A 14,435-nucleotide genomic window follows, 5' to 3' on the forward strand; every position below is an offset into this window, starting at 1 on the left:
GGAAGCGAGGAAGCGAGGGACTGGCGAAGCAGCGAATCGAGAAACAGTGAGGCGGGGAAGCGAAACGTCAAGCAGCGAAACGTGCGAAGTTACCCGCGCGCAATGTCAGCAAACACAGCACCCGTCACAGCCGCCAAATCAGCAGGGGAGAGTTCGATGTCGAACCCACGCCTGCCACCGGAGACGAACACCGTGTCATACAGCAGCGCGGTCTCGTCAACCACAGTGGTCAGCGGGGTCTTCTGGCCGATCGGGCTAATGCCCCCGACGATATAGCCGGTCTTGCGTTCAGCAAGTTTCGGATCGGCCATCACCGCCTTCTTGGCTCCGACATTTGCCGCCAACGCCTTGAGATCAAGCTGCCCGGTCACCGGAACGACACCGACGACAAGGGCACCATCGGCATCCACCAGCAACGTCTTGAAGACCTGGGCCGGGTCAAGCCCCAGTTTGTCAGCGGCCTCCTGGCCGAAATTCATCACCCCGGCGTCATGCGCATACAGGTGCGGCGTGAAGTGGATGCCAGCAGCCACGAGTACCACGGTGGCTGGAGTCCCAGCACCGGCACCGGCACCAGCATCCGCTTTCTTGCCTGCTGCCTTACCGGCCACGGTGACTCGACACGGTGGCTCAGTTCGCCCTGAAAAGCTGCATCGATGTGCCGCCGACTGCGACGGTGTCGCCAGGCTGAAGCAGCTCCGTGCCCTCGTGCACGTCGTCGAGGCTTGAATCCCAGAGCAGTGAATACGACGTGACCCCCTCATGCGAGGGCAGGGTCACGACGGTGTCACTCTCAATTGCGTGCACGATCAGCAGTACCCGGTTGAATGCTTCGTGCTCCGGCGTGCTCGCAACCAGATACTGCAGGGTGCGCTGCGTGGGGGAGTTCCAGTCGTCGCCGGACATCGAGCTGCCGTCGGTGTCGTACCAGTCCATCTGGCTCGCACTTGGTGTGCTCTCGCCGAAGATGCCGTAGCGAACCGGCCGGAGGGCTGGATTCTCCCGTCGAAGCTTCAGCAAGTTTCTGCTCACCCTGTGCAGGTCTTTCTGCCAGTCGTCGAGCGACCAGTCGAGCCAGGTCAGCTCACTGTCCTGGCAGTACGCGTTGTTGTTGCCGCGCTGGCTGCGACCGAATTCGTCACCGGCAGTGATCATCGGGATACCGGCAGAGAGCAGCAGCGTGCCAAGCAGGTTTCGCATCGCCTTGCGGCGCGCAGTCAGGATGCCGACATCGCGCGTCGGGCCCTCGACACCATGGTTGTACGAGTTGTTGTTGCTTGTGCCGTCGCGGTTCGATTCTCCATTGCCGAGGTTGTGCTTCACGTTGTAGGCGGTGAGGTCAGCCAGGGTGAAGCCATCGTGGGCGGTGATGAAGTTGAGAGAGGCGAGCGGGCCACGTTCCTGCGCGAAGGTGTTTGCCGAACCGGCGAGCCGCGTCGCAAACCGACCGATGCCACTGCCGACCGACCCGGTCTCCCTGGCCGACTGGATGTCGGTGAGCCAGAAGTCCCGCATCCGGTCGCGGTACCTGTCGTTCCATTCAGACCAGCCGTCACGGAAATTACCTGTCTGCCAGCCGCCCAAACCGACATCCCATGGCTCTGCAATCAGCTTGACACCCTGCAGTTCCGGATCGTTCTGGATGGCGACGAGCAGCGGGTGATCACGCTGGTACGTCACGCTCTCATCGCGACCGAGCGCAACAGCCAGGTCGAACCGGAATCCGTCGATCTGCACCTCGTTGGCCCAGTAACGCAGCGAGTCGAGCAGCAGCCGGCTAGGCTCTTCGCGACTGAAGTCGAGAGTGTTGCCGCAGCCCGTGACATCGATGTACGCGCCGGTCTCGTCCTGTCGGTAGTACGCAGCGTTGTCGATGCCTCGAAAGCTGTACACCGGACCGTTCGGACCCTCTTCTGCTGTGTGGTTGTACACCACGTCAAGGATGACCTCAAGACCGGCCTCGTGCAGCATCTTGACCATGCCCTTGAACTCACGGAGCACAGCCTCAGGGCCGGCCTGCTGCGCTGACTTTGTTGCGTAGTCGGCGTGCGGGGCGAAGAAATTGAGGGTGTTGTATCCCCAGTAGTTAGTGCGCCCCTGCTTGATCAAGCGCTGCTCAGAGACGAATGCGTGCACGGGAAGCAGCTCGATGCTCGTCACGCCGAGGTCCTTCAAATACCCGGTGACTGCAGGGTGGGCGAGCCCTGCGTACGTGCCACGCAACTCGGTGGGCACGTCCTGATTCTGCATACTCAGCCCACGCACATGAGCTTCGTAGACAACTGTGTGGTCGAGCGGAATCGCCGGTTTGGCCGACTCTGCCCAGTCGAATTCACCGTCGACGACGACCGACTGCCACTGGTTGGTTCCGACTCGAACCAGCCCACGCGCGTACGGCTCGAGCAACGTCTTCTCGGGATGGAATGCGTTCTTCGGCCCTGCTGCGCCATAGACGCGGATGCCATAACGTCGGCCTGGTGAGAGCGTGCGGCTCTTACCGCTCCACACGTTGGCTGCATCCCGCGTCATGGCGACGGTCTTGACTACCCAGTTCGGATCGGTCTCGTCGAAGATGCACAATTCCATCGCATCGGCGCTCTCAGACCAGACGCGGAGTTCTCCTCCGGTCGAGGTCAGCCGCACGCCAAGGTTGCGCAGGGAATCAGCCGCTGTCATGCGTTCTAGAGTAGTGAATGTGACGGTTTACCTTGACCACGCGGCAACAACTCCGATGCTCCCCGCTGCTATCACTGCTTATGCAGATGCGATGAGTGTCGTCGGCAACCCCGCTTCAATCCATAGCCAGGGCCAGAATGCGAAGCGGATGCTCGAAGAAGCTCGCGAGGTGGTCGCGGCCAGCGTCGGCAGCGACCCGATCGAGATCGTCTTCACCGGTGGCGGTACCGAATCGGTGAACCTGGCCATCAAGGGCCTGTGGTGGGCGCGGAGCCCGCGCACACGTATTCTCGCCCCTGGAGGCGAACACCACGCAACGATGGACACCATCGAATGGCTCGAACGGCACGAGGGAGCCGAGGTCGAGTGGATTCCGCTCGATGAACTCGGGCGTATTGACCTCGACGCCCTGCGCCGCGCCATCGAGTCCGATCCGGACAGCGTCGCCCTGGTCACGCTGCTTGCCGCCAACAACGAGGTAGGCACCATTCAGCCGATCGAGGCGGTGGCGGCGCTTGCCTCAGCCCACGGCATCCCTGTGCACGTCGATGCTGTCTCGGCATACGGGCACATCCCCATCGACTTCGCAGGGCTCAGCGCCCAGGGCATCTCAGCACTGAGTATTTCTGCCCACAAGATCGGTGGCCCCGTCGGCATCGGTGCTCTGGTGCTCTCGCGCACTGCAACAGTCGTGCCGCTCATCCACGGCGGCGGACAGCAGCGTCAGGTGCGCAGCGGCACCCAGGATGTCGCAGCAGCCGTTTCATTCGCCGTCGCGGCATCCGCTTCAATCGAAGCGATGCCTGCCGAAACAGTGCGCCTGGCCGCATTGCGCGACCGCCTGGTCGATGGTGTGCTCACGTCGGTACCCGCCGCCGTGCTGAATGGCGATCCCAACCCTGCCGGTCGGATCGCGAGCAACGCGCACTTCACTTTTGAGGGTTGCGAGGGTGACTCGTTGCTCTTTCTGCTCGATGTCGCCGGAGTCTCGGTGTCGACGGGATCGGCCTGCCAGGCCGGCATCCCCGAGCCGTCCCATGTGCTGCGCGCCATGGGGCGCAGTGAGATCGAGGCACGCGGAGCACTGCGCATCACTCTCGGCCGCACGAACACGGAGCCCGACGTCGACGCATTCCTTGCTGCTCTACCTGCGGCATACGCTCAGGCTGCCACGGCCGGACTTGCTGATCGACTCCCAGGGACTGGCGCTTACACTTAAGCAATGAAGGTTTTGGCAGCAATGAGCGGTGGGGTGGATTCCGCCGTCGCAGCAGCACGCGCGGTAGAGGCAGGACACGAGGTCGTCGGGGTGCACCTGGCACTCAGTCGGATGCCGGGAACGCTCCGTACAGGCAGCCGCGGCTGCTGCACCATCGAAGATTCAATGGATGCCCAACGTGCAGCCAACATCATCGGTATCCCGTATTACGTCTGGGACTTCTCCGAGCGCTTCAAGCTCGACGTCGTCGACGACTTCATCGCTGAATACTCAGCCGGACGCACGCCGAACCCCTGCATGCGCTGCAACGAACGCATCAAATTCGCGGCGCTTCTCGAGAAGGCAATCGCCCTCGGCTTCGATGCAGTCGTGACAGGTCACTACGCGAGCATCGAAACGGATGCCGACGGCAACAAAGAACTTCACCGCGCAGCTGCCTGGGCGAAAGACCAGTCATACGTGCTCGGTGTGCTCACCGCAGAGCAGATCAACCACTCGATGTTCCCGCTCGGTGCGACGCCATCCAAGGCGGAGGTTCGCGCAGAGGCAGCAGCCCGCGGCTTCTCCGTTGCCAACAAGCCCGATTCCCACGACATCTGCTTCATCCCTGACGGCGACACCCGCGGCTGGCTCGCCGACCGCGTCGGCGCAGAACAGGGCGCAGTGCTCGACCGCTCAGGCGAGATCATCGGCAAGCACGAGGGTGCTCACGCCTTCACCGTCGGACAGCGCAAGGGCATCAACATCGGCTACCCGACAGACGACGGCAAGCCCCGCTTCGTGCTCGAGGTACGCCCGAAGACCAACGAGGTCGTCGTCGGACCCCGCGAGGCACTCGACATCGCTGAGATCGCCGGCCAGAAGTTCACCTGGGCCGGGGTCGCACCATCACACCCGGATGTCGCCTTCGAGTGCGAGGTGCAGATCCGCGCGCATGCAGACCCCGTTCCCGCTGTGGCGCAGGTCGTGCCGGGCGTCGACGGTGTGCTCGAGCTGAAGATCATCCCGACCGACCCGCTGAACGGCGTCGCTCCCGGCCAGACCGCCGTCGTGTATGTCGGCACGCGTGTGCTCGGCCAGTGCACCATCGACCGCACGGTTTCTGCGGTTCCTGTGCCTGCATAAGGCCCCAGGGCGCCTTCCCCTGTCGGTACTTCTCCCTAAACTGGGGGAGTGGTAGCGACAGACATTCCAGACGACCTCGATTCAGCCAGCGATGAAGCCCAGGAGCTCACCGCTCGCATTCTTGAACTGCGTGAGGCCTACTACGAGAAAGATGCGGCAATCGCATCCGACGCCGAGTACGACCGCCTCATCCAGCGACTCGAAGAGCTCGAGCGACTATTTCCGGTGCTGCAGAGCCAGGACAGCCCCACCCAGACTGTCGGCGGGCGCGCACAGAGCCTGTTCGACCCTGTCACCCACGCCGAGCGGATGCTCAGCCTCGACAACGTCTTCAGCATCGACGAGTTTCTGGCCTGGGCGCAGAAGGTTGAAAAAGAGTCGAACAGGCCCGTCCACTACCTCTGTGAACTGAAGATCGATGGCCTCGCCATCAACCTGCGCTACGAATTCGGCGTGCTCGTGTCTGCAGCCACCCGCGGCGACGGTGTCGTCGGCGAAGACGTCACCGAAAACATCGATCTCGTGCCCGGCATCCCGCGCACATTGGCGGGCAGCGGGCATCCGCCACTTGTCGAGGTACGGGGTGAGGTCTTCTTCCCTGTCGTCGCCTTCCGAGAACTCAATGCAGAGCAAGAGGCCGCAGGCGAGCGTATCTTCGCCAACCCGCGCAACGCGGCCAGCGGGTCACTCCGGCAGAAGGCCGAAGGCAAGAACGCCGACCAGCTGCGCCTCATGCGCGCCAGGCTGGGTCGGCTGCGGATGCTCGTGCACGGCATCGGCGCCTGGGCGAATCCACCCGTTGCAGCCCAGTCAGAGGTCTACGAACTCCTGGCCACGTGGGGACTACCGACGAGCAAGTACTACAAAGTCACAGGCACGGCGACAGAAGCCGCAGAGTTCATCGCGTATTACGGGGAACACCGCAGCAGCGTTGATCACGAGATCGACGGCATCGTTATCAAGATCGACGAACTCGCCCTGCACGACGAGCTCGGCGCCACGAGTCGAGCACCGCGCTGGGCGATCGCGTACAAGTACCCGCCAGAAGAAGTGAACACCAAGCTGCTCGACATCCTCGTTGGCGTCGGCCGCACAGGTCGGGCGACGCCGTATGCAGTGATGGAGCCCGCCAGGGTTGCCGGCAGCGTCGTGCGGCAGGCGACGCTGCACAACCAGGATGTCGTCAAGGCCAAGGGCGTTCTGATCGGCGATACAGTTGTGCTCCGCAAGGCCGGCGACGTCATCCCAGAGATCCTCGGCCCGGTTGTCGAACTGCGCGACGGCACCGAACGCGAGTTCGTCATGCCAGAGCGCTGCCCGGAATGCGGCACGCCATTGCGACCGATGAAAGAGGGCGACAAAGACCTGCGTTGCCCGAACGCGAAGGACTGCCCTGCCCAGGTACGCGGACGAGTCGAGCACGCTGGCTCCCGCGGAGCACTTGACGTTGAGGCTCTCGGCGAGGTCGCTGCAGCCGCACTCACGCAGCCCCTCGAGCCTGCCGAACCGCCGCTGCATACCGAGGCCGGGCTCTTCGACCTGCGCGTCGAAGACATTTTCCCAATCAAGGTTCTCGTCCGTGACTCAGAGACCGGCATGGTCAAGATGAATGACGACGGAACCGAGCGCACTGATACTCCGTTCAAGCGCGTCAGAAAACCGAAGGAAGACGGCGTATTCGATCCGACAGCCGCGCAGTTCACCGGTGATGAGTTCAACGTCCCATCGACCAATGCCACCAAATTGATTGCCAACCTCGCGAAGGCAAAGACAAGCCCGTTGTGGCGAATCCTCGTCGCACTCAGCATCCGTCACGTCGGGCCCGTCGCCGCGCGCGCCCTGGCCGGCCATTTCGGTTCACTGGATGCGATTCGTGCTGCCTCGCGCGACGAACTCGCCGAGGTCGACGGCGTCGGTGGCATCATCGCTGATGCGGTGCTCGCCTGGTTCGACGTCGACTGGCACCAGGACATCGTCGCCCAGTGGACAGCGGCCGGAGTGCAGTTCGCAACGCCGGGGCATCCCGGCCCGGGAGCTGCTGCGGCGGCCGGCGGTGTGCTCGCCGGGCTCACGGTAGTTGCAACCGGATCCCTGGAGGGGTTCACCAGAGAGGGAGCGCAAGAAGCGATTATCGCTGCGGGCGGTAAATCTGCATCGAGTGTGTCGAAGAACACCGATTTTGTGGCTGCCGGGCCCGGTGCAGGTTCCAAACTGGCCAAGGCAGAGTCGCTCGGGATCCGGGTGCTCGATGCCAACGGATTCCGCGTGCTGCTTTCTGAGGGTCCTGCCGGACTTCCCGACATCGAATAGAAATTCGATATTTGTTTCGGGTGCATTTCGACGCCGTCGCCGGAACATCACAACGGAGTAATTCCGGGTGAAAACCCCCTGTAACGGGGGTGGACGGGGCGCCTTTTTGGTCCCGCTCCGTCGGTAAGCTGAACTCACCAGACAGGTGTTTGGCGAGAGGTCGTTATGGCCTTTCGTACGTGAGGGGACGTGCCCGGCTTGCTGTTGGACGTTGCAACAGTTCTCACCGCCTCGCTCGCTCTCATGGGAGTGCGTGAGGACATTGGCGCGCGCGCGCAGGCGGTCGGCATCGTTGCAACCGATATCTCCACCCGGGTCTCAGACAGGCCAGGAGACGGGGTTCAGACTGCACTGTGGCTGAACGTGTCAGCTGATTTGGGTGCGTCTGTCGCCGTGGATCTCAACTCCCTCCGCAGTGTCTCCGGCCTCACTCTTGTTGCGGGGCTATCCAAACTCCCGACGGCCGAGATCTCAGCATTCGTCGCCAAATACCCCGAGCAGGTCGACACGCTACTGGCGAATCCGCCTGCAGCCGCCAGGGTGTCTGCACTGTGGAACTCGTTCACAGCGACCTCCCGAGCATCACTTGTGAGTGCAAGTCCACGCCTCGTCGGAAATCTCGATGGCGTCCCGCTCAAAGCGCGCGGCGAGGCGAATATGCGCTATCTGACGTCGAGCCTTGCCGACGTCAAGAGCAGGCTGGCCACGTCACTGCCGTCAGATGAGCGGGCCAGGGCGACCACTGAGCTCGCTGTCCTGACCCAGGTGCAGCAGGCGGTACGTACCCGTGAAAACGGCTCAGCGCGCACCCTCGTGCTCCTCGATCTCACTGACGGAGGCAGGGCAGCGATTGCGATCGGCAACCCTGACACGGCAACGTTCGTGAGCTACTTGATTCCCGGCATGAACTACAACGTCGTTGAACAGATCGTCAACTGGTCGAACACCGCGGAAGATCTCTTCGATGAGCAGCGGGCCGTGCTGGCCGAGACCGATGGCTCCGCAGACGCTGATGCAGACGCACAGACTGTGGCGACGGTCGCCTGGATCGGATACGAAACACCGACACTCTTCACCGTCGGTGGGCTGGACAACGCCACACGTGGAGCTGAGTTGTTGGAGAACGACTGGCTCGGTCTGCAGTCCTCGCGCGGCCTGGATCGGCCTCGGCTGTCGGTGTTCGCGCACTCATACGGTTCAACCGTTGCCCTCGCGACTCTGGCCCGTGGCACAGTGCGCGCTGACGCGCTTGTTCTTGTCGGCTCGCCAGGCAGCCCCGTGCAGTCGGTGGACAGCCTCGATGTGCCCAAGCAAAACGTGTACGTCGGTGAAGCCGACTGGGATCCAGCGGTTGACAGCGCCTTCTTCGGCGCAGATCCGGGTGATTCGTCCTTCGGCGCGAAGGCGCTGGGCGTGTCAGGCGCTACCGACCGCTTGACGGGTGATCAACTCGCCGGTTCGTTCGGCCACAACGACTATTTCACCCCAGGGAGCGAGTCACTGCGCAACATGGCTCTGATCGGAACCGACAACGCGGAACTGGTGACGACCGGCTCCGAATAGAATTGGAGGTATCCACCTCTAACCGTATGGAGCTTCATGTCTGAAATCACGGCTGAGCAGGTAGCCCACCTGGCCAACCTCGCCCGAATCGACCTCAGTCCAGAGGAAATTCTGGGCCTCACCGCAGAACTCGGCCAGATCGTCGACTCCGTCGCCAAGGTCAGCGCTGTCGCAACGCCGGACATCCCGGCAACCAGCCACCCTGTGCCACTCACCAACGTATTCAGGGATGACGTCGTCGTCCCCTCGCTCACGGTTGAGCAGGCCCTTTCTGGCGCTCCTGAGCGCGATGGCGACAAATTCCGTGTTCCCGCAATTCTGGACGAGGACTAACAATGACCGAACTGATCAAGCACTCCGCCGCGCACCTGGCCGGGCTCCTCTCCTCAGGTGAGGTCAGCTCCGTCGAGGCGACTCAGGTGCACCTCGACCACATCAAGGCTGTCGACACCGACATCCACGCCTTCCTGCACGTCTCGGGCGAGGCAGCACTCGCCACAGCGGCCCGCGTCGACGCTCGTCGTGCGGCCGGCGAGAAGCTCGGCCCGCTTGCCGGTGTGCCGATCGCCATCAAGGACGTTCTCGCCACGCACGACATGCCGACCACCTCTGGATCGAAGATCCTCGAGGGCTGGATTCCGCCGTACGACGCCACCGTCGTCGCCCGTCTGCGTGCTGCCGACCTCATCCCACTCGGTAAGACCAACATGGACGAGTTCGCCATGGGTTCGTCGACCGAGCACTCCGCATACGGCCCGACCAGAAACCCGTGGAGCCTCGACCGTATCCCCGGCGGTTCAGGTGGTGGTTCTGCCGCAGCTGTTGCCGCGTTCGAAGCCCCGCTCGCTCTGGGTAGCGACACCGGCGGATCGATCAGGCAGCCTGCAGCGGTCACCGGTTCCGTCGGCGTCAAGCCCACATACGGTGGAGTGTCGCGTTATGGCGCGATCGCCCTGGCGTCATCTCTCGATCAGGTCGGCCCAGTCTCTCGTACCGTTCTCGACTCCGCGATGCTGCACGATGTCATCGGTGGCCACGACCCGCTCGACTCCACCTCGCTGACCGACGCCTGGCCCTCGATGACGGATGCCGCCCTCGCCGGCCTGAAGGACGGCGCGCTGAAGGGCGTGCGCGTCGGTGTCATCAAGGAACTCTCCGGTGCTGGCTTCCAGGCCGGCGTCATGCAGCGCTTCACCGAAACCCTTGCTCTGCTGGCTTCGGCCGGTGCAGAGATCGTCGAGGTCAGTGCCCCCAACGTCGAGTACGCGGTTGCTGCCTACTACCTGATCCTCCCGGCAGAGGCATCCAGCAACCTGGCCCGCTTCGACTCTGTGCGCTTCGGTATGAGGGTCAACCCCGAAGAAGGTTCGCTCACGAGCGAGCACGTCATGGCCGCCACTCGCGAGGCCGGCTTCGGCCCAGAGGTCAAGCGCCGTATCATCCTCGGTACATACGCCCTGTCGGCGGGTTACTACGACGCGTACTACGGCAGTGCCCAGAAGGTTCGCACGCTTATCCAGCGCGACTTCGATGCTGCATTCGACAAGGTCGATGTGCTGGTTTCCCCGAGCGCGCCGACCACGGCATTCAAGTTCGGCGAAAAGCTCGAAGACCCGATGGCGATGTACCTGAACGACATCACGACGATTCCGGCCAACCTGGCCGGTCTGCCCGGTATGAGCCTTCCGATGGGCCTTGCCCCTGAAGACGGCCTGCCCACCGGCCTGCAGGTCATGGCGCCTGTGCGTAAGGATGCCCGCCTCTACACCTTCGGCGCTGCAGTCGAAGCCCTGCTCGAGGCCAGCTGGGGACACACCATGCTCAGCCAGGCACCGTCATTGACGTCCACCGAAATGTTTGCCAGCGAAGAAGGAGCCCTCTAATGGCGAAGGCTGAATTGATGGACTTCGACAAGGCCATCGAGCTCTACGAGCCGGTACTCGGTTTTGAAGTACACGTCGAGCTCAACACCAAGACCAAGATGTTCTGCGGCTGTGCCAACGAATTCGGTCAGGGTGCGAACACGAACACCTGCCCGACCTGCCTTGGCCTGCCTGGCGGTCTGCCCCAGGTGAACAAGAAGGCCATCGAGTCGAGCATTCGCTTGGGCCTTGCCCTCGGCTGCGAGATCGCGGAAAGCTCACGCTTCGCGCGTAAGAACTACTTCTACCCTGACACCGCGAAGAACTTCCAGACCTCGCAGTACGACGAGCCGATCGCGTTCGACGGAGAGCTCACCATCGAGCTCGCCGATGGCCGCCTGATCACCGTCGACATTGAGCGCGCTCACATGGAAGAGGATGCCGGCAAGCTCACCCACAAGGGTGGCGCGACAGGTCGCATCCAGGGAGCCGACTACTCGCTCGTCGACTACAACCGCGGTGGCGTTCCACTCGTCGAGATCGTCACCCGCATGATCGAGGGCGGCGAAGCCGATTCTCCCGAGATCGCCAAGACCTACGTCGCAGCAGTGCGCGAGATCGTCAAGGCGCTCGGTATCTCGAACGCCCGCATGGAAGAGGGAAACGTGCGTTGCGACGCCAACGTCTCTCTGCGCCCGCGCGGCTCGAACGTGCTTGGCACGCGTACAGAGACCAAGAACGTTAACTCCCTGCGTTCGGTCGAGCGTGCGGTGCGCTACGAGATCCAGCGCCAGGCTGCAGTGCTCTCCGCCGGTGGAACCATCACCCAGGAGACCCGTCACTGGCACGAAGACACTGGACGCACCTCGCCAGGTCGCCCGAAGTCGGATGCTGACGACTACCGCTACTTCCCTGAGCCAGACCTGCTTCCCGTCGCGCCGTCGCGCGAATGGGTCGAGGAACTGCGCTTGACCCTGCCTGAGCCCCCTGCCGAGCGTCGCAAGCGTCTTCAGGCCGACTGGGGCTTCGCCGCCCTGGAGTTCCAGGATGTCGTGAACTCCGATCTCCTCGACGCCGTCGAGGCAACGGTTGCCGCCGGCGCGCCGGCTCAGTCTGCACGCAAGTGGTGGACGGGCGAGATCGCTCGTCTGGCCAACGCTGCGGGCGTCGCGCCTGACTCGCTCGTGCAGCCGGCGCAGGTCGCCGCGCTGATCGAACTCGTCGAAGACGGCACGCTGACCGATCGCCTGGCCAGGCAGGTCCTCGAGGGTGTCATCGCCGGCGAAGGAACACCGACCGAGGTCGTGGCATCCCGCGGACTCGCCGTCGTCTCAGACGACGGCGCGTTGATCGCTGCGATCGACGAGGCTCTTGCGGGCCAGCCCGACGTTCTCGCCAAGATCAAGGATGGCAAGGTACAGGCCGCCGGCGCAGTCATCGGTGCTGTCATGAAAGCTATGAAGGGCCAGGCGGATGCGGCTCGCGTGCGCGAGCTGGTACTCGAGCGCGCTGCGGTGGCTGAGTAAGACATGATCTGGAAACGGGGAAAGTCGCAGGCAGAACCGACCACCGAAACGGTGGAGCGAGCTGTCGGCGACCCTCGATCGGTGTTCGGGGTGGGCGCCCAGGTGATCGTACGACTTGATCGCCACGCCTACCCCGACTCGATGATCGAGGACCCCATTGCAGTGATCGTTTCCTCCGGAGAAGGCCACGGAGCCGGTCTGTTTGCCCCGGCGACAACCCGTGACCCGATCTGGGAGGTCAGGTTCGAGACGCCGTTCTTTGCGCTTGACGGATCAGGACCGTTCGATACGGCCAGAGTGCGTGAGAGCTCACTCGCCCATGCTCCGGAGGCACTGGCCCTGTGAACACCGTGCCCACGGCGTCGACCCCGACCAAATCAGAGATCCGTCGCTGGCGTCGGTACCTGGCCGATGAGCAGGCAGAAGCTGCGGTCTATCGGGATCTCGCGGGTCGTCGCACCGGTGAAGAGCGCGAGATCCTGCTGGCCCTGGCCGAGGCTGAGGGTAGGCACGAGGCACACTGGCGCGAACTACTCGGCATCCACGTTGGCCAGAAGCGCCACGGCGCCTTCCGCACCAGGCTGCTCGGTTTTCTGGCCAGGCGATTCGGCTCCGTGTTCGTTCTTGCGCTTGCGCAGTCGGCCGAATCCCGCTCGCCGTACACAGCGGATGTCGACGCGACAGATGCCATGGCCGCAGACGAACGCATCCACGAGGAGGTCGTGCGCGGCCTCGCCGCCCGCGGCCGCAAGCGGCTGTCAGGCACATTCAGGGCTGCTGTCTTCGGTATCAATGACGGGCTGGTGAGCAATCTCGCCCTGGTGCTCGGCATCGGGGCGACGGGAGTGCCGCCCGCGACTATCCTGTTCACCGGTATTGCAGGCTTGCTCGCCGGGGCGCTGTCTATGGGCGCGGGGGAGTACGTATCCGTGCGATCTCAGCGGGAGCTGCTCGAGGCATCGAGCCCCAATCCCGCCACCCGCGACATCCTGCCCCACCTCGACCTCGAAGCGAACGAACTCACGTTGGTATATCGCGCCAGAGGTATGAGCCCCGTCGAGGCTGAGGCTCATGCACGCGAGGTCTTGAGCACACTGGAGCTGCAAACCGGCCCGCTTCGGACCGCTGACCTGGCCGCTGCCAGTGAACCGATCGAAGACGAACACGAGGCAATCGGCACGGGCTGGAGCGCTGCCTTGTCGAGTTTCTGCTTCTTCGCGTCTGGCGCACTCTTGCCCGTGCTGCCCTACCTCTTCGGCATGGAGGGCATCGCCGCCATCGTTCTCGCCGCTGTTCTCGTCGGTATTGCCTTGCTCGGCACCGGCGCAATCGTCGGAGTACTCTCCGGTGCTCCGCCGTTGAAGCGCGCCATCCGTCAGCTGCTCATCGGCTATGGCGCGGCTGGAGTCACCTACGTGCTCGGACTGCTGTTCGGCACGTCGCTCGGTTAGGCCGTGAGGCCTGGCCGGTGCAGAGAAGGCGACGAGCTAGCGGTCGTCCCTGCCCGTGAGAGCGAGCAGGCGTGACTGCAGTGGCGCGTCGTCTTCCATCGGTACAGGGGAGGCGAACAGCCCGCTGGCTTCAAGCGTCTCTTTCTGGGGAGCGAAAACGCTCCAGACGGCTTCGACGAGACTGCCGTCGAGCGTCTCGTTGGTCGCTGTCGCGCGAGCCAGATCCCAGGAGTGGATGGCGACATCGGACACCTGCTCGCTCAGGTAGTCGGCCACGCTGACCGTGCCATACGAGAGATGAACCTCGGAGTCGAGCGGCGTGCTCTGCCAGGCGTCGGTCGCCAGTGCCGAGTATGTGCGCCATTCGGCGGCAAGGTCGGGGCCGAGCGGTCGCAGCTCGCGCCTGGCATCCTGAAGCGACAAACCGGCCAAGAGCGGCGGAATCCACTGCTGCTCTGAGACGACGTGACGCACCAGATCGCGCACACTCCACTCGGTGTCCGGAGTCGGCGCATCCCAGTCGGTGATCGCGGCGACACGCGCGCTGAATTCGTTGTGTGCCTGCTTCTGTAGTTCAAGCCAGTCGAAGTCTGTGGTGGTAGCTGACATGGAAGATCTCCGATCGTCGGTGCACATGCGGGTATGAGAAATGCAAGCGATCCATCAGCCGCTCTATTCCGAGATGACCGTGCACTGTGCAGTC

12 protein-coding genes are annotated in these 14,435 nt (G+C 63.5%); 9 read left to right on the plus strand and 3 right to left on the minus strand.

Annotation, left to right across the window (positions count from 1 at the left end):
• Window positions 1–89: 89 nt before the first annotated feature.
• Window positions 90–611, minus strand: a complete 522-nt coding sequence (gene ybaK / locus ACMT3I_RS04100) for a Cys-tRNA(Pro) deacylase (RefSeq protein ID WP_414803160.1) — start codon at window positions 609–611, stop codon at window positions 90–92.
• Between the two features lie 19 nt (window positions 612–630).
• Window positions 631–2,676 (minus strand): glycogen debranching protein GlgX, encoded by a 2,046-nt coding sequence (glgX, locus tag ACMT3I_RS04105; RefSeq protein ID WP_414803161.1) that lies wholly within the window; start codon window positions 2,674–2,676, stop codon window positions 631–633.
• A 19-nt stretch (window positions 2,677–2,695) separates the two neighbouring features.
• Here glgX and ACMT3I_RS04110 point away from each other — a divergent pair, with 19 nt between their 5' ends.
• The 9 genes from ACMT3I_RS04110 (at window position 2,696) to ACMT3I_RS04150 (ending at window position 13,732) form a co-directional block, all read left to right on the plus strand.
• A complete protein-coding gene (locus ACMT3I_RS04110) occupies window positions 2,696–3,895 on the plus strand; it encodes a cysteine desulfurase family protein (RefSeq protein WP_414803162.1) in 1,200 nt (399 codons plus the stop codon).
• 3 nt (window positions 3,896–3,898) lie between these two features.
• The gene (gene mnmA / locus ACMT3I_RS04115) at window positions 3,899–5,020 is read left to right on the plus strand and encodes a tRNA 2-thiouridine(34) synthase MnmA (protein ID WP_414803163.1); all 1,122 of its coding nucleotides are present in this window, start codon (window positions 3,899–3,901) and stop codon (window positions 5,018–5,020) included.
• 48 nt (window positions 5,021–5,068) lie between these two features.
• Window positions 5,069–7,330 carry an NAD-dependent DNA ligase LigA gene (gene ligA / locus ACMT3I_RS04120; protein WP_414803164.1) on the plus strand — a complete coding sequence of 754 codons (2,262 nt, stop codon included), beginning with the start codon at window positions 5,069–5,071 and terminating at the stop codon, window positions 7,328–7,330.
• Between the two features lie 189 nt (window positions 7,331–7,519).
• On the plus strand, window positions 7,520–8,893 hold the full coding sequence (locus tag ACMT3I_RS04125; RefSeq protein WP_414803165.1) for an alpha/beta hydrolase: 1,374 nt from the start codon (window positions 7,520–7,522) through the stop codon (window positions 8,891–8,893).
• Between the two features lie 36 nt (window positions 8,894–8,929).
• The gene (gatC, locus tag ACMT3I_RS04130; RefSeq protein ID WP_414803166.1) at window positions 8,930–9,226 is read left to right on the plus strand and encodes an Asp-tRNA(Asn)/Glu-tRNA(Gln) amidotransferase subunit GatC; all 297 of its coding nucleotides are present in this window, start codon (window positions 8,930–8,932) and stop codon (window positions 9,224–9,226) included.
• 2 nt (window positions 9,227–9,228) lie between these two features.
• The gene (gene gatA / locus ACMT3I_RS04135) at window positions 9,229–10,776 is read left to right on the plus strand and encodes an Asp-tRNA(Asn)/Glu-tRNA(Gln) amidotransferase subunit GatA (RefSeq protein WP_414803167.1); all 1,548 of its coding nucleotides are present in this window, start codon (window positions 9,229–9,231) and stop codon (window positions 10,774–10,776) included.
• A complete protein-coding gene (gene gatB / locus ACMT3I_RS04140) occupies window positions 10,776–12,281 on the plus strand; it encodes an Asp-tRNA(Asn)/Glu-tRNA(Gln) amidotransferase subunit GatB (protein WP_414803168.1) in 1,506 nt (501 codons plus the stop codon). Before gatA ends, gatB begins: the two co-directional genes overlap by 1 nt.
• Before the next feature lie 3 nt (window positions 12,282–12,284).
• Window positions 12,285–12,626 carry a hypothetical protein gene (locus ACMT3I_RS04145; RefSeq protein WP_414803169.1) on the plus strand — a complete coding sequence of 114 codons (342 nt, stop codon included), beginning with the start codon at window positions 12,285–12,287 and terminating at the stop codon, window positions 12,624–12,626.
• On the plus strand, window positions 12,623–13,732 hold the full coding sequence (locus ACMT3I_RS04150; RefSeq protein WP_414803170.1) for a VIT1/CCC1 transporter family protein: 1,110 nt from the start codon (window positions 12,623–12,625) through the stop codon (window positions 13,730–13,732). Before ACMT3I_RS04145 ends, ACMT3I_RS04150 begins: the two co-directional genes overlap by 4 nt.
• A gap of 36 nt (window positions 13,733–13,768) precedes the next feature.
• On the opposite strand, the gene ACMT3I_RS04155 is transcribed toward ACMT3I_RS04150, so the two are convergent.
• Complete coding sequence (locus ACMT3I_RS04155) at window positions 13,769–14,341, minus strand: TIGR03086 family metal-binding protein (protein ID WP_414803171.1); 573 nt, start codon at window positions 14,339–14,341, stop codon at window positions 13,769–13,771.
• Between the last annotated feature and the right edge of the window lie 94 nt (window positions 14,342–14,435).

The sequence above is a fragment of the Leifsonia sp. A12D58 genome (assembly GCF_047530025.1).
In the GTDB taxonomy this organism is placed as follows: Bacteria; Actinomycetota; Actinomycetes; order Actinomycetales; family Microbacteriaceae; genus Cryobacterium.